The 17,230-nt window shown below is 32.6% G+C and carries 14 protein-coding genes; 8 read left to right on the forward strand and 6 right to left on the reverse strand.

All coding sequences use genetic code 11. The features are described from left to right. Window positions 1-72: 72 nt before the first annotated feature. Together KO504_RS08445 and KO504_RS08450 are read right to left on the reverse strand one after the other, a co-directional pair. Window positions 73-2,505 (reverse strand): YfhO family protein, encoded by a 2,433-nt coding sequence (locus KO504_RS08445; RefSeq protein ID WP_215925886.1) that lies wholly within the window; start codon window positions 2,503-2,505, stop codon window positions 73-75. A gap of 86 nt (window positions 2,506-2,591) precedes the next feature. After that, window positions 2,592-2,864 (reverse strand): DUF4834 family protein, encoded by a 273-nt coding sequence (locus KO504_RS08450; RefSeq protein ID WP_215925887.1) that lies wholly within the window; start codon window positions 2,862-2,864, stop codon window positions 2,592-2,594. A 133-nt stretch (window positions 2,865-2,997) separates the two neighbouring features. On the opposite strand from KO504_RS08450, the gene KO504_RS08455 reads away from it, so the two are divergent. After that, a complete protein-coding gene (locus tag KO504_RS08455; RefSeq protein ID WP_215925888.1) occupies window positions 2,998-3,969 on the forward strand; it encodes a transporter in 972 nt (323 codons plus the stop codon). Window positions 3,970-3,987: 18 nt separating this feature from the next. Then, entirely contained in the window at window positions 3,988-5,109 is a 1,122-nt protein-coding gene (locus KO504_RS08460) for a GTP cyclohydrolase (RefSeq protein ID WP_215925889.1), read from the forward strand. Between the two features lie 113 nt (window positions 5,110-5,222). Here KO504_RS08460 and KO504_RS08465 read toward each other — a convergent pair whose 3' ends face one another. Beyond that, window positions 5,223-6,482 (reverse strand): aminotransferase class I/II-fold pyridoxal phosphate-dependent enzyme, encoded by a 1,260-nt coding sequence (locus KO504_RS08465; protein WP_215925890.1) that lies wholly within the window; start codon window positions 6,480-6,482, stop codon window positions 5,223-5,225. Between the two features lie 788 nt (window positions 6,483-7,270). On the opposite strand from KO504_RS08465, the gene KO504_RS08470 reads away from it, so the two are divergent. Then, window positions 7,271-7,498 (forward strand): hypothetical protein, encoded by a 228-nt coding sequence (locus tag KO504_RS08470; RefSeq protein WP_215925891.1) that lies wholly within the window; start codon window positions 7,271-7,273, stop codon window positions 7,496-7,498. Window positions 7,499-7,870: 372 nt separating this feature from the next. On the opposite strand, the gene KO504_RS08475 is transcribed toward KO504_RS08470, so the two are convergent. Then, entirely contained in the window at window positions 7,871-8,908 is a 1,038-nt protein-coding gene (locus KO504_RS08475; protein ID WP_215925892.1) for a PLP-dependent cysteine synthase family protein, read from the reverse strand. A gap of 71 nt (window positions 8,909-8,979) precedes the next feature. Then, window positions 8,980-11,043: a S9 family peptidase gene (locus KO504_RS08480; RefSeq protein ID WP_215925893.1), complete on the reverse strand. Its 2,064-nt coding sequence runs from the start codon at window positions 11,041-11,043 to the stop codon at window positions 8,980-8,982. Between the two features lie 74 nt (window positions 11,044-11,117). On the opposite strand from KO504_RS08480, the gene KO504_RS08485 reads away from it, so the two are divergent. Next, window positions 11,118-11,441: a YbaB/EbfC family nucleoid-associated protein gene (locus tag KO504_RS08485; protein ID WP_215925894.1), complete on the forward strand. Its 324-nt coding sequence runs from the start codon at window positions 11,118-11,120 to the stop codon at window positions 11,439-11,441. Here the strand turns inward: KO504_RS08485 and KO504_RS08490 are convergent. After that, on the reverse strand, window positions 11,434-12,450 hold the full coding sequence (locus KO504_RS08490; protein ID WP_215925895.1) for a threonine aldolase family protein: 1,017 nt from the start codon (window positions 12,448-12,450) through the stop codon (window positions 11,434-11,436). The genes KO504_RS08485 and KO504_RS08490 overlap by 8 nt on opposite strands. A 107-nt stretch (window positions 12,451-12,557) precedes the next feature. On the opposite strand from KO504_RS08490, the gene prfB reads away from it, so the two are divergent. From prfB to KO504_RS08510, 4 genes are all read left to right on the forward strand, one after another. Beyond that, window positions 12,558-13,662, forward strand: a protein-coding gene (gene prfB / locus KO504_RS08495; RefSeq protein ID WP_215925896.1) for a peptide chain release factor 2 whose coding sequence is annotated in 2 segments (ribosomal slippage) — window positions 12,558-12,620 and window positions 12,622-13,662 — 1,104 coding nt in all. Because the reading frame shifts where the segments join, the coding sequence is not laid out codon by codon here. Between the two features lie 43 nt (window positions 13,663-13,705). Beyond that, window positions 13,706-14,047, forward strand: coding sequence for an arsenate reductase (glutaredoxin) (arsC, locus tag KO504_RS08500; RefSeq protein ID WP_215925898.1), 342 nt, complete (start codon window positions 13,706-13,708; stop codon window positions 14,045-14,047). Window position 14,048: 1 nt separating this feature from the next. Further along, complete coding sequence (locus KO504_RS08505) at window positions 14,049-14,516, forward strand: hypothetical protein (RefSeq protein ID WP_215925900.1); 468 nt, start codon at window positions 14,049-14,051, stop codon at window positions 14,514-14,516. Between the two features lie 123 nt (window positions 14,517-14,639). Then, window positions 14,640-17,168, forward strand: coding sequence for an outer membrane beta-barrel family protein (locus tag KO504_RS08510; RefSeq protein ID WP_215925902.1), 2,529 nt, complete (start codon window positions 14,640-14,642; stop codon window positions 17,166-17,168). Window positions 17,169-17,230: the final 62 nt, after the last annotated feature.

The following is a 17,230-nucleotide window of genomic DNA, read 5'->3' on the forward strand; positions in this document are numbered from 1 at the left end:
TCATTCCTGCAAAAGCAGGAATCTATTTATTTATTACTAATTATGGATTCCTGATTTCTCAGGAATGACAATTCAAGCTTTTTGTTTTTTCACCTCAAGAAATAAACCAGCTAATAACAAGAGTCCTAAGACAATAGAACTTGCCAAGGCTACTTTACTTCCTGTTTCTACTACCTGCGGCTCAAACTTAAATTCTATGGTGTGTTTACCTTTAGGTAATTCTAATGCTCTTAATACGTAGTTTACTCTAAAGTGTGGTGTTAAAGCACCATCAATATAAGCATTCCAACCTTGAACGTAATAGATTTCAGAGAATACAGCTAAACCTTCGTTAGAGTTGTTAGATTCGTATTTTAAATAATTGGGCTTAAACTCTTTTAATTGAATTGAAGCTGTAGAATCAACTTGATACGTGGTTTTTAAATTATGCGCTGCTTGAAACTCATGATCTAAAACAGCCGTTGTTTTTGTATTTAAACTATCTAAAGCTACGATTTCTTCATTAGCATTTGCAACAAACTTAAGTGCTGAAACAAACCAAGCATTGCCATTAGCTTCTGTGTTTGTATATGGGAAAATTTGCCCTTGATCTTCTGCAATAATATATTTTGTATTAAGCATGTTTAGGACATTCATATTGTTTTTATACACATGAAACTCTAATAACTCTTCTACACGTCCTAATTTGGCAGCACTATAGCCCATTAATGAATTGTGATAATAAGCCGCTTTTGCTGGCATACGCTGACCTTCAGAAGACATATCCATTACTCTAAAATGTTCTTTGTCTTTTAAGATTTCTTTATCAGCTTGATTAGGTTGGTAGGGTTTATCTACTTTAATAGCTGAGATAAAATCATCGTTGTTTACATATTGTTTATCAACAGTAACCAAATCAAAAAGGATTAAAACAGCAAATACAACAACCACTAAATTTTCTGATAATTTCTTCTTTAAGAATAAGTAAATCGTTCCTGCCGAAAGTAGAACCAAGATTAAGGTTCTTAAGGTGTCTGTGGTCATTAAGGATTTTCGGTCTTCAATAACAGCATCCATAAATGCTTGCCCATAAGCACCTATATATTGATCGTCTCGTAAACCTTCAAAATCAAATAATGTGGATTTAAATAGTAAAAAGATGATAGCTAAACCTGCTGTGATGCCAACAGAACATAACAAGGCTTTTAGTTTTTCTTCATCTTTCTGAAAGCTATTAAACAAACGTGATAAAGCAAAAATGCCTAAAACTGGAATACACAATTCTAAAATTACTTGAATTGAACTTACCGCTCTAAATTTGTTATAAAAAGGCACATGATCGATAAAGAAATCAGTTAAAAATCCAAGGTTTTTTCCATAAGACAATAAAAGTGATATCAAGGTTCCTCCAACGAGCCACCATTTTAATCGTCCTTTCACTAAAAATAAACCTAAAACAAACAAAAAGATAATTACCGCTCCAACATAAGCCGGCGCTTCTACAATAGGTTGATCGCCCCAATACATTGGTGCATTTCTAGCAGCATCTAATGCTTCCATTGGAGAAGCTCCTAAATTAATATAGGCTTCGTAAGTTTCTGAATCTTTACCAACATCTTCGTAGTTACCGCCTCCCATAAATTTTGGGATATATAGATTGAAAGTTTCTAGAATACCATAACTATATTCTGTAATATAATCTTTGTCTAAACCCGTTGTCACTTCCTTTGGTGAACCATCTGGGTTTATGGTTAAATCACTTTGACCACGCGCACTTTCTTTAACGTATTCTTGCGTTGCCATTATATTGGTCGCATTTAAACCAACAGCTAAAATGGCAGCAATAGATAGTAAACCCACAGATTTAAAGAAGTGCGGTAATACCTTTTTCCGATAAGAATCAATCAAATAAGCTAAGCCCAGAACTAATACCAATAATAAAAGGTAATAAGTCATTTGGAAATGATTAGCAACAAGCTCTAAACCTAAAGCTATAGCTGTCAATATAAATCCGAGTATATATTTCTTTCTAAACGTGAGTACAATACCTGCCAATACTAAAGGCATATAAGCAATAGCATGAGCTTTAGAATTATGACCAACACCAAGTATAATAATGAGATACGTTGAAAACCCAAAGGCTATTGCTCCTAAAGCGGCAAGTTTAAAATCAACTTTTAAAGACAAGAGTAGAATATAAAACCCTATAAAATATAGGAAGAGATAATCTGCTGGCCTTGGTAAAAATCGTAAGGTTAAATCGAGTTTTTTAATATAATTGTGCGGATATTTTGCCCCTAATTGATAAGTTGGCATTCCACCAAAGGCACTATTGGTCCAATACGTTTCTTCTCCTGTGGTTTTGGCAAACTCTTTTTGTTGTTCTGCCATACCAATGTAGTGCATAATATCACTTTGATTGATTTTTTTACCTTGTAAAACAGGACTAAAATAAGCTAATGACAACGCTACAAATCCTACTAAAATTAAGATATGTGGCAAGAAACGTTTTATAGAAAATGACATGAGAATGCTTTAAATTGAATGATTCTGAAAAGTAGTTATTTTTTTTGAAACATCATTAGAGTTTCCTCTATGTGCAAAAAAATAGATTAATCAATTTCTTCGTAATCGATATACTCTCCTACTTTTGGGTTAGAAGAACCATTTTTATTAGGCATTTTATCAATTACTGTTTCACCTTCTTTTTGCTTTTGCGCCTGTCTTTGTTGATTCGGGTTTTGGAATCCGCCAAATTGTTCGCCAAATTTTTGTTCTGCTTTTTTTGCTACAAATTTCACCAATAAAGGAGCAAAAAGTCTGGCTAAAATCTTAAAGCCGAAGTAAACCAGTAAAATAATTAAAATAGTTTTCAGTAATCCCATGATAAACATAATATAATTATCAAAAATACAATTATACTCATTTATAATCCGATATAATTCCTTAAAAAAACTATAAAATATCTATATTTGACTTAAGTCTTCAATAGACCGAATGGTTTTAAATCCTTAAATAATGCGAATACTCAAATCAATACTTATATTAATTCTTATTATCAGTTTTAATTCTGCCTATGCTCAATATACAGAAGTAATTAACTCTAATCGTCCTGGCGTATCTAAGAGTGCTTTCTCTGTTGGCACTGGAGTCGTTCAACTCGAAACTGGCGCCTTTACCGTTAAAGAAGAACATGCACTTGCCAATTACAAAGTTTCGGGATTTGGCCTTGATTTTGCTTTGAGATATGGCTTATTATTTGAAGAGCTAGAATTATCACTAGATGGTGTTTATCAAAACGATACACAAACTCTTAATTTAAATGGTGCTATTCCTGCAGAAAACAACCGCTCTAATTTCAAAAACTTTACATTAGGTGCTAAATATTTGGTTTATGACCCTTATAAAAATGCAGAAGAAGCTAAACCTAATATTTACAGTTACCACGCCAATAGAAAATTTAATTGGAAATCATTAATACCTGCCGTGTCAGTTTATGCTGGTGCTAATTTAGACACTAAAGAGAATCCGTACACCGCAGAAGGCATTGAAGGTTTTAGTCCAAAGGTGATGGTAGCAACTCAAAACAATTTCAATAATGGATGGGTTTTTGTAATGAATTTAATAATGGACAGAATTGGCACTGATCAATCCGATTTTCAATATATACTTACTTTAACACACTCTTTTACTCCGCAATGGGTTGTATTTGGAGAAACACAAGGTATTCAAAGTGATTTTTATGCCGATAACATTTTTAGATTTGGAGGAGCTTATCTTTGGACTAAAGATTTTCAATTAGATGCCAATATTGCATTTAATACTAAAGATACACCTTCGGTTTTTAATATTGCATTTGGAGCTTCCTACCGACTAGATTTTCATGAGGATAAAAAAATAGATAATGGTACTTCTGCAAAAGATGAAGGCAAGCGTAAACAACGAAAAAAGAAGAACAAGAAGAAAAAAGAAAATGACTTTGACTCTTAATATAGCTTTCCCTACTACATGATTACAATAAAAGAAGCCATATCCAAAAAGGATTTGAAAACATTTGTAAAGTTTCCTTTTAAACTTTATAAAGACTCAAAATATTGGGTACCACCAATTATAAAACAAGAACTAGAAACTTTTAATAAGGACAAAAATCCTATTTTTAATGATGCTGAAGCACGTTTTTTCTTAGCTTATAAATCAGGTGAAGTTGTTGGTAGGATTGCCGCTATTGTAAATTGGTTAGAAGTTGATAAACAAAACATAAAAAAAATGCGTTTTGGTTGGTTTGACTTTATTGACGATTTAGAAGTTAGTAAAGCATTAATTGAAACTGTTGAACACATTGGTAAAACGCACCAACTGAGTTATAGCGAAGGTCCTGTTGGATTTTCTAATTTAGACAAAGTTGGCGTGATGACTGAAGGTTTTGATCATTTAGCAACGATGATTACTTGGTATAACCATCCTTATTACGTTAATCATTATAAGGCTCATGGTTATACTATTGAAAAAGAATATGCAGAAAGTAGCTTTCCTTTTGAAAATGTAAAACCAATATTTTTTAAGAAAGCTCAAGAACTCATTAAGCGTCGTTATAAACTTAGAGCATTAAAATTTACTAAGACAGAAGAAGTCATGCCTTATGTAGATCGTATGTTCGATTTGTTTAACGAAAGCTATGCCTCCCTTTCTTCTTTTGTAGAAATTACAGACATTCAAAAAGAGTATTTTAAAAAGAAATTTATCAGTTTTATCAACCCTGAATATATCAAATTTGTAGTAGATGAAAATGATAGACTTATAGGGTTTGCCATTGTTATGCCTAGGTTTGCAACAGCCTTACAAAAAGCAAATGGTAAGTTATTTCCTTTTGGTTTTACGCATATTCTCAAAGCAAAACGAAATAGCAAAGAAGTTATTTTCTATTTAATAGGAATTCTTCCTGAGTATCAAAATAAAGGTGTACATGCTGTTATCTTTAATGAATACTATGAGACTTTTAAGAAAAAAAACATAAAAACCTGTTATAGAACTCCAGAACTTGAAGATAATTACGCCATAAAACAAATATGGAAACATTTTGATCCTAAAGTTTATGCAAGGCGTAAAACATTTAAAAAGGACTTAAATTAGACCCCATATAAAAATGCTTCATTTTTAGAATAAATGAGCTACACAAACAAAAAAAATGGTTATCACTATTTCTAGCGATAACCACCGTTTTTGATATACTTAATAGTTTCTAATTATTCTCCCATTGCTGCAATTAAAGCTGCAGACATTCTTTTGTAAGTTCCGTTTTCTAAACGACTTCTAATAGCGTCAAAAGCATCTAAAGTTTCTCTTACATCTTCTAAGGTATGTGTTGCTGTAGGAATCATTCTAAGCAAAATTAATCCTTTAGGTATAACTGGATAAACAACTATAGAACAGAATATTCCGTAGTTTTCACGTAAGTCTCTTACTAAAGCCATAGCTTCAGGAATACTTCCTTTTAAATATACAGGAGTTACACAACTTTGAGTTGTTCCAATATCGAAACCTCTATCTTTTAAACCTGACTGTAATGCGTTAACAATAGTCCAAAGATTTTGTTTTAATTCTGGCATTGTGCGCAACATATTCAAACGCTTTAATGCTCCCACTACGAGCTGCATTTGTAAAGACTTAGCGAACATTTGCGAACGCAAGTTATATTTTAAATAATCTATAATTTCTTGATCGGCTGCAATAAAAGCACCTGTACTTGCCATAGATTTGGCAAATGTTGCAAAATAAACATCAATTTCATCTTGTACACCTTGCTCCTCACCTGTTCCTGCACCAGTTGCTCCTAGTGTTCCAAATCCGTGTGCATCATCTACAAAAAACCTAAAATTGAATTTTTTCTTAAGGGCAACAATTTCTTTTAAACGTCCTTGCTCTCCTCGCATTCCAAAGACTCCTTCAGAAATAACTAGGATCCCTCCACCTGTTTGCTCTGCCATTTTAGTAGCACGCTCAAGGTTTTTTTCAAGGCTGTCCATATCATTATGCTTATAAGTAAAACGTTTACCCATATGTAAACGCACACCATCAATAATACAAGCATGAGAATCTACATCATAAACAATAATATCATCTTTGGCCACCAAAGCATCAATGGTTGAAACCATACCTTGATATCCAAAATTTAATAGGTATGCTGCTTGCTTATTAACAAACGCAGCTAATTCGTTTTGTAATTGCTCGTGTAACTCTGTATGACCTGACATCATACGTGCTCCCATCGGATAGGCAGAACCGTATTTAACACCTGCTTCACCATCTACTTTTCTAACTTCTGGGTGATTTGCTAAACCTAAGTAATCATTGATACTCCAAGTAATAACATCTTTACCTTGAAACTTCATTCTATTAGAAATCTCACCTTCAAGCTTTGGAAATACAAAATATCCTTCTGCTTGAGCGGCCCATTTACCAAGCGGTCCTTTGTCTCTATAAATCTTTTCAAATAAATCCTTCATGCGCTAAGTTTGCTGTTAATCAATTGTTTTATGCAATACACACTGCATAATCAATCAATAATTATTTAGTTAATTTAATCTTGTTAGTGCTCGCAAAATTAATTAATAATATTATGACTGCATAATTTATTTAATTTAAGTATTAACTAAGTTTTAAACAAAAAAAGTATAGACAACATTAGAAGAAAATAAAAACACCTATATAAAATTCACCACTAAGCGCTTATGGTCTCAAACACATCACTTAAGGGTTTAAACGCTACAAATCTAAATTGACTGTATTCTATCGTTAAAATGCAATTTATTTAATTTTTTTTGTCGTTTATATAAAACAATTAGAGGCTTATCCTATTCAGTAATAGAGTATCTAACACTTAAAAACACAACAAACAAACTATACATCTTAGCATTAATCCCATTTGAATCTTAAAACGCATTCCTGATTCTATCTGGTTTTTAATTACTAAATTATGTACCTAAATAAGATTGTCTAAATTGTAATAAGGATGATAAACGATCAAGCAGCACATAATTTATATCCACATAAACATTAAAGACGTACTTATAAAATCAATCCTATAGTATGCAACATATAAAAGTTTGTTTTTTACTGAAGTACCTCTACGATTTAAAATGATAAATTTAAGAAAAGCGACACCATACAAAATTTACCTATGAAGGTTTTAAAACGGATTTTAAATTATACTATAACAACACTAATATCCTTCTTGTGTGCATTTGCTTATATGCGAATTATACTCGGTTCTAAATCAAAAAACACAGATTGGATGGCAAAATTATTTAATACAATTTATGATTTAGCATTTGTTTATGCGAGTCTCACCTTAGGCAGTATTATCGCATTACTATACATTTTAAGCGATCTGTTTTATTTCAATACCAAACTAAAAAACAATACAAAAGCTATAGGTATTCGTTTACTAATAATTATAGTTATAGCCATTTTTGTCACAGCAACGCATTACATATTAGAAAAGGTAATAGATGTTATTTAATGAGCTAATACCTATTTGAAAAAAATAAAAACCACAACCAAAATGAAGAATCTACTTACAATACTAATGTTCATCGTTTTACCAAGTCAGAATAAACCTGTTACTTAAAAAATGATTGTTAAACTCCTACGAAACACTTAATATGACTACATATTTGCTTAATACCTTGTATTTCTATAACAAAAGAAGTTAAAAAAATAGAATTAATACTAACCTTAGAACACAACAAAACCATGATTATACTCCCACTGTTTTTAATTATAGTAATTCCATTTTGCTTAGTCCTTTTCAATGGTCTCTTTTAGAAACAGCAAAAAAAAACCTATCATAATTTAATATGATAGGTCCTATTTTTTAGATGCTAAGTATAATTTATTTTACGTACTCTATAGTTGCTTGAACAGCACTTTTAGTATCAAAAAAGCCTTGATCTTCCATCCATTTATCATTATAGACTTTACTCATATAACGTGATCCATGATCTGGAAAAATAACTACAATTTTATCTGTAGGTTTAAACTCACCTTCTTCTTGTAATTGTTTAATCGCTTGCATTGCAGCACCACTTGTATAACCTACAAAAAGACCTTCGGTATTTGAAATTTCTCTTGCAGTATGAGCACTTTCTTCATCTGTAACTTTTACGAATCTATCAATCGCATCAAAATCTGTTGCAGAAGGAATTAAATTTTTACCTAAACCTTCAATTCTGTATGGATAAATTTCTTTATCATCAAACTCACGTGTTTCATGATATTTTTGTAGTACAGAACCATAAGCATCAACTCCTATAACTTTTACATTAGGGTTTTGCTCTTTTAAATACTTAGAGATTCCAGAAATTGTTCCTCCTGTTCCACTACAAGCAATTAGGTGAGTAATTTCACCTCCAGTCTGATCCCAAATTTCTGGACCAGTAGAGTTGTAATGTGCATCAATATTTAATTGATTAAAATATTGATTGATATAAATAGAACCTTTATTCTCTTCGTGTAAGCGCTTTGCGACTTGGTAATAAGAACGAGGATCATCTGCTTTTACATGTGCAGGGCAAACATAAACCTTTGCTCCCATAGACTTTAACATGTCTATTTTATCTGCAGAAGATTTAGAACTTACAGCCAAAATACACTCGTATCCCTTAATAATACTTACCATAGCAATACTAAAACCTGTGTTACCAGATGTCGTTTCTATAATAGTATCACCAGGAGTCAAGATACCTTGGCGCTCTGCTTCTTCTATAATATGTAATGCAATCCTATCTTTTGAAGAATGACCAGGATTAAATGCTTCGACTTTCGCGTAAAAGTCACCATCAAAGTCAGCTGTCATTCTATTTAATTTGATTAAGGGCGTGTTACCTATCAATTGTAACACGTTATCAAATACATTTTTATTATTGTTCATAAATGAAAATTTTCAGTAGTCATTATTTATTAGACACCTAAAACCTCACAAAAGTAACATTTTTTTTTGAATTAACTTGAAATTCCTTCTAAATCAAGTAGAAATGCAAACTCTTCAGCATCCTCTTTTAAACTTTCAAAACGCCCAGAAGCACCACCATGACCAGCATCCATGTTTGTTTTTAAATATAATTTATTAGAATCTGTTTTCATCTCTCTAAGTTTAGCAACCCATTTTGCAGGTTCCCAATATTGCACTTGTGAATCGTGAAGTCCTGTTGTAATTAACATATTTGGGTAAGCTTTTGCCTCAACATTGTCATATGGCGAATACGATTTTATATAATCATAATAAAGTTTATCGTTTGGATTTCCCCATTCATCATACTCTCCTGTCGTTAATGGTATAGAATCGTCTAACATTGTAGTAATAACATCTACAAAAGGGACTGCTGCAATAATACCGTTGTACAATTCTGGTGCTTCATTAATTATAGCACCCATTAGCAAACCGCCGGCACTACCTCCCATAGCATATAAGTGTTCAGAAGATGTATAACGTTCTTTTATTAAATGGATAGAGCAGGCAATAAAATCTGAAAATGTATTTTTCTTATTCAGTAACTTTCCATCTTCGTACCAATCACGTCCTAAATATTCACCACCTCTAATATGTGTAATTACATAGATAAATCCGCGGTCTAACAAACTTAATCGTACTGTTGAAAAATAAGGATCTACTGTAGAACCATAACTTCCGTATGCGTATTGTAACAATGGGTTTGAGCCATCTTTTTTAATCCCTTTTTTATACACAACAGACATTGGAATTTTAGTACCATCCTCTGCTGTGGCCCAAATACGTTCAGAAATATAATTGTCCTTGTTAAAATTCTTATCTAGAACCTCTTGCTCCTTTAATACTGTTTTAATTTTAGTACGCATATTAAACTCAATAACCGAAGATGGAGTCGTCATGGCATTATAACCATAGCGTAACACTTCGGTATCAAAATCTACATTGGTACCTGTATAAGCTGTATACGTTTCATTATCAAATGGCAGGTAATAATCTTCACTTCCATCCCAACGCTTTATTCGTATTTCATTTAAGCCATTTTTGCGCTCACTAATAACTAAATAGTCTTTAAAAATATCGATACCTTCTAGTAACACATCTTCTCTATGAGCTATAACTTCTGTCCAGTTTTCAACTTTAGTATCTGTTTCTAACGTTTTCATTAGCTTAAAGTTGGTCGCCTTATCCTTATTCGTCAGCATATAAAAATGGTTATCATAATGTGATATGCTATACTCCAACCCTCTTATTCGTGGTTGAAAAACCTTAAATTTCCCTTCTGGATTATTAGCATCAAGAATATGATATTCATTTGTCAATGTACTATAACATGCTATAATGATATATTTTCTAGATTTTGACTTATAAACAGCAACTCCAAACGTATCATCTCCTTCTTCAAAAACAAGTTCATCTTCAGAATTATCCCCTAAACGATGTTTATATATTTGAAACGCTCTAAGCGTAACCTCGTCTTTTTTAGTGTAAAATAGAGTTTCATTATCATTGGCCCAACTTGAAGATCCTGTCGTGTTTTTAACTCTATCTGAAGCTACTTCATGCGTTTCTAAATTCTTAATATGAATCGTATAATTTCGTCTTCCTGTGGTATCAATACCATAGGAAACTAATTTATTATCTGGACTAATACTTATACCTGCTAATTTAAAATAGCTTTCCCCTTCTGCCATTTTATTACAGTCGAACAATAGCTCTTCAGGATTATCTAAACGCTCTTTTTTACGTGTATATATAGGATAATCTTTTCCTTTTTCAAATTTCGTGATATACCAATAGCCATTATATTTATAAGGTACAGAAGAATCATCTTCTTTAATTCTGGCTTTCATTTCCTCAAACAAATCGGTCTGAAAATCTTTTGTATGAGCCATTTCAGAATTACAATATTCGTTTTCGGCATTGAGATAATCTATAACTTCAGGATGTTCTCTGTCTTTCATCCAAAAATAATTATCAATACGAATATCACCATGTTTTTCTAACTGATGTGGAATCTTCTTGGCTATTGGAGGTGTTATATCTGGATTTTTTATCATTTGATGTGAATATTTAGTCTAAAAAAAGGCGCAATTTAGTAATTTTGCATCGTAAAAATTTAAAACACAAGATTATGTTTGGAGATATGATGGGTATGATGGGCAAATTAAAAGAAGCTCAAAAAAAAGTTGAAGCAACTAAAGAACGTCTACATACCGTTTTAATTGATGAAACAAGTAACGACAACAAACTTAAAGTAACCATCACAGCTAACAGAACAATAAAGTCTATTGACATTGCTGATGAGTTGCTTGAAGACAAAGACATGTTAGAAGATTATTTAATCTTAACATTAAACAAAGCAATAGAAAAAGCAACCAACGTACATGAAACAGAAGTTGCTGCTGTTGCTAAAGAAGGCATGCCAAGTATTCCTGGCATGGATATGTTTAAATAGAATTTAATTCTGTTAAAAGCTTGTCATGCATTTGGTCTGTATAATCCAAATGCGTGACCATGCGTAATTTATGGCTTCCCATTCCTATAATATGAATATGCTTTTCTTTTAAGTTATTTAAGAATTGTGCTTCATTCACACTGTCATTTAATTCAAAAATGACAATATTGGTTTCAATAGGTTCTACTTTTTTAATTATTGATAAGGTTGAAAGCAACGCTCCTATTTCTTTTGCTTTTTTATGGTCGTCCGCAAGGCGATTTATATTATGATCTAAAGCAAACAAACCTGCTGCTGCCAAATAACCAACTTGACGCATATTTCCACCAAAGAGTTTTCTTAAACTCAGTGATTGCTTCATTATTTCCTCATCACCTATTAGAACAGACCCCACAGGACACCCTAAACCTTTACTTAAACACACTGAAATTGTATCGAATGTATTGCCGTATTGAAGTGCCGATTCATTTTTAGCCACCATCGCATTCCACAGACGTGCTCCATCTAAATGAAAACCTAAATTATTGGTTTTACAGACTTGTTTTATGGCTTCAATCTCTTTAAAATCCCAACAAGCTCCACCTCCTTTATTTGTCGTGTTTTCAACCTCAACTAAACTCGATTGGCTATAATAATATTCTGATGGATTAATAGCCTCTTCAACCTGCGCAGCAGTAAACATACCGCGATCTCCATCTATCAATTTACAAGTTGCGCCACTGTGAAAAGCGACACCACCCACTTCATAATTATAGATATGTGCATATTTATCGCAAATAACTTCCTTGCCAGGATTGGTATGTAATTTTATAGCGATTTGATTTGCCATGCTTCCAGACGGAAAAAATAAAGCCTTTTGTTTCCCAAACATTCTAGCCAATCGTTCTTCCAATTCATTCACTGTTGGATCTTCTCTAAAAACATCATCTCCAACCTGAGCTGACATCATAGCGTCTAACATTTCTTTTGACGGTTTAGTAACAGTATCACTTCGTAAATCTATAATCATTTGTATTGCATATTTCAGACGATAAAATTACGGAATTTCCAAAAAACCGATTCAAAATTATGGCACTTTAACAACGCACCTTATATTTGTATAAAAATCTACTATTTATGATTACATCAGATCAAATAAAAGATCTTAATTCCCGTCTAGACGTACTTAGACAATATCTTTGACTTAGATGCTAAGCTCATAGAAATCGCTAACGAAGAAGAACAAACTTTTGATCCAAATTTCTGGAATGATTCTAAAGCCGCCGAATTGGTTATGAAATCTATTCGAGAGAAAAAAAGTTGGGTTAACGATTATAACAACGCCAAATCGCTTTTTGAAGATTTAGAAGTCATATACGAATTCTATAAAGAAGATGAAGCGCCTATGGAAAATGTGGAAGCACGTTATGCTACTGCAATCAATGCCATTGAAAAGCTAGAGTTTAAAAATATGCTTTCGGAAGAAGGTGACAGTTTAAGTGCTGTTTTACAAATTACAGCTGGCGCAGGAGGAACTGAATCTTGTGATTGGGCAAGTATGCTAATGCGTATGTATTTAATGTATGCCGAAAAAAATGGTTATAAAGTAAAAGAACTTAACCTTCAAGATGGTGATGTTGCTGGTATAAAAACGGTAACCTTAGAAATTGAAGGTGATTTTGCTTTTGGTTGGCTTAAAGGAGAAAACGGCGTGCATCGTTTAGTACGTATTTCTCCATTTGACAGCAACGCAAAACGCCATACGAGTTTTGCTTCCGTTTACGTCTATCCCTTAGTTGATGATACAATTGAGATTGACATTAATCCGGCAGATATTGAAATCACAACAGCACGTTCGAGTGGAGCTGGCGGACAAAATGTAAACAAAGTAGAAACAAAAGTTCAATTATTACATAAACCATCAGGCATACAAATTCAATGTTCAGAAACACGTTCTCAACACGATAACAGAACAAGAGCCATGCAAATGTTAAAGTCGCAATTATATGAAATTGAGCTACAAAAACAAATGGCACAGCGTGACGATATTGAGGCTGGAAAAATGAAAATTGAATGGGGAAGTCAAATTAGAAACTACGTAATGCATCCTTATAAGTTAGTAAAAGACGTCCGTTCTGCTTACGAAACAGGAAATGTTGATGCTGTTATGGATGGAGATATAGAACCCTTCTTAAAAGCGTATTTAATGATGATGGGACAAAAAGAAGATTCGGCATTATAATTGCAATACATCTAAATAGATACTGAACTAAATTCAGCATAAAATGATTAAAATATACCACAATCCACGATGTTCAAAATCTAGACAAGGTCTTTCTATATTAGAAGCATCCGGAAAAGAATTTGAAATTATAAAATATTTAGAAGAGGAATTAACATCTAAAGAACTTCTGTCAATTATTTCTAAATTGGGTATAAAACCAATGGACTTAATCAGAAAAAATGAAGCCATTTGGAAATCTGATTACAAAGGTAAAACACTGTCTGATCAGGAAATTATTGAGGCTATGCTTAAACATCCTAAATTAATAGAGCGACCAATTGTAATTAACGAAGACAAAGCAACTATTGGCAGACCTACAGACAACATTATAAAAATCCTATAATATGAAAAACACATTTTTAATTATTTTCTTATTGTTTATTAGCTTAAATGCTTTTAGTCAAAGAAATAGAGACATAGGTAGAATACCACAAGCAACCAACGAACCCACAGAGCAAGAAATTGCTACACGAGAGCGTGAAGTGGAGGAACGCAAGGATGAATATATTAATAACTTCTTATCTACTTTAGAAGGAGACGAATTTCAAAAACACATTACAAAACAAACAATAGTTAGTTTTTTTGATGCTAAACTTGCTATACTTAAAATAAAATATGAGCATTATCTTGATCGTAAAGCAGCAATAGAGCACTTAGAAAAAACGCATTTCACTGAACTAAAAGAACTTATATCAGAAAGTGACATGACCAAGATCACAGAAATGATTAAAGGCGAATTTGATGAAAAGGAAGTTGTAAAAAAGAAGAAAGAAAAACGTAAAAAAAAGAAGCGAAGAAAGAACAAAGACTAATTTTTTTTTAGGAAAAAATTCACACATTTTTAACAGATGTCTTTAACAAAAGATTAACCAATTTCGGTTAAACTAAAGGTATTTTTGCACGTCTAACAAGCACTAACCTTATAAACTTTTGTAATGAAATCACATCTTTTTACGGCTCTTTTATTAATATTCTCCCTCTCTTTTTCTTTTGCTCAAAAAGATGTTAAAATAGAAGGTACTGTTCTTGAAGAAGACACCAATATTCCTTTAGAATACGCAACAGTTGTTGTTAAGACAAAAGCAGATAATAAAATTATAACAGGAGGTATTACAGACACTAAAGGGAAATTTAAAGTTGAAGTTCCTGCTGGCACATACATTATATCTGTAGAATACATTTCATATAAAACAAAGACTTTTCCAGAACAGACCATTTTAGAAAACACTAATTTAGGTACGATTAATCTTGCCTTAGATGTTGCTACTCTAAATGAAGTTATGGTTGTAGCAGAACGAACTACCGTAGAGATTAAACTAGATAAAAAAGTTTATAACATTGGTAAAGATTTAACCACAGCTGGTGGAACTGTCAGTGACGCTCTTAACAACGTCCCTTCTGTAACAGTAGATGTAGAAGGAGCCATTAGTCTTCGAGGAAATGAAAATGTACGTATTTTAATTAATGGTAAGCCATCTGCAATGGCTGGTTTTGGAGATAGCAATGTATTAAGTCAATTACCTGCAGAAGCTATTGAACGTGTCGAAGTGATTACCTCTCCTTCTGCTAGATACGATGCCGAAGGTACAGCAGGAATATTAAACATTATTTTAAGACAAAAAGAAACCCTTGGCTTTAATGGCTCTGTAACCTTAACCGCTGGTAATCCAGATAACCTTGGAGTTTCAGCTGCATTAAATTACCGTAAAGAAAAATACAATCTGTTTTCTAATTTTGGATGGCGTTACAATGATGCACCACGTAATACATACACCGATGTTAACTACTTTGATAACACAGATGAAAATGGTCAACTTTTAGAGCCTACATACAGAAGAATTATTGAAACAAAAAAAGTTGAACGCTTAAATAGAAACTACAACGCCAACATAGGCATGGAGTATTTTTTAAATGAATCCTCTTCGCTAACAGGTAGTTTATTTTATAATTTTGGAAATGATGCAGATACATCTATAAATTATAGTGAGCGTTTTAATGCTGGTAGTATTGTTGAAGAAACACTTAGAAGAGAAAAAGAAACAGAAAAAGATCACAGATATCAAATTGCACTTAATTATGAAAAACGTTTTGGTGACGATCGCGACCATAAATTAACTGCCGACTTTCAATTTGAAAAGGACAGTGAAGATGGACTTACCTATTTAAATGAAGATTATATTTTCACTAATCAAACTGAGCCAGACCCTTTCCAAATAGAACAAGAATTCACTTACGAAAAACAAAAAGAATACTTGTTTCAAGCTGATTATGTGTTGCCCTTAGGTGAAGATTCTCGTTTTGAAGCTGGATACCGAGGAAATTTTAAAAACAGCAATACAGATTACCAACTCGACCAAGAAGACACAGACACAGGAATTATTACAATCAATGAAGAAATTTCGAATATTTTCGATTACACTGAAAACATAAATGCTCTATACACGCAATACGGTTCAAAACTTGGTAAGTTCTCATTTCTATTAGGGCTAAGATTAGAAAACACCCAATTAAAAGGAAAAATTGACTCACGCTTAACCGAGCAAGAATTAAATGAAACTTTTGGATTCCCTATAGACACAGATTTTGACAAGAACTATTTAGGCTTATTCCCTACGGTAAACCTTATCTATAATCTTTCATCTGCTGATTCTGATATTGAAGAAAGCATAACGTTAGGTTACAATAGAAGAATTAACCGCCCACGTGGTTGGTATATAAACCCATTCCCTTCACGATCTAGTAGAACCAATGTCTTTCAAGGAAATCCAAATTTAGATCCTGCATTCTCTAGCACATTTGATTTAGGCTATCTAAAACGTTGGGAAAAGTTTACGCTAACGTCTTCTATTTATTACCAACACGAAACAGATTCATTTGAACGGGTACAAGAAAACACTGGACAGCCAACTACAGATGGTATTAATATTATTAGAACCATACCAATTAACCTTTCAACAAACAAACGTACAGGTGCCGAACTTGGTTTAATGTACAACCCTGAAAAATGGTTGAGATTGAACTCTAGTATTAATTTCTTTCAATTCGAAACCGAAGGAAAATTTAATGATAAAGATTACGGTGCAAAAAACACAAGTTGGTTCGCTCGCTTTAGTTCTAAAGTCACTTTACCTCTAGCTATAGATTGGCAAACAAGTGCATTTTACAGAGGTGCTAGACAAAACGCCCAATCTGACACCGAAGGCATTTTCTCTTTAGATCTTGCGTTTAGTAAAGAAATATTAAACAAACAGGCAACAATATCTGTTAATGTTAGAGATTTACTCAACTCTAGAAAATACAAATCATTAACTACCACTGATTTCTATGATCGTTACAGCGAATTTCAATGGAGACAACGTCAAATTAATGTCTCTTTTATCTATAGATTTAACCAAAGATTAAACAATAAAGACCGTTCTAGACAACGCGGAAATGGTGGAGACGATATGGAATTTGAAGGCTAAAACTTAGTCATTAAACTGATATTACAAATAACAAAAGGCACATTTAAAAAACTGAATGTGCC

The organism is Winogradskyella psychrotolerans, assembly GCF_018860565.1.
Taxonomy (GTDB): Bacteria; Bacteroidota; Bacteroidia; order Flavobacteriales; family Flavobacteriaceae; genus Winogradskyella; species Winogradskyella damuponensis.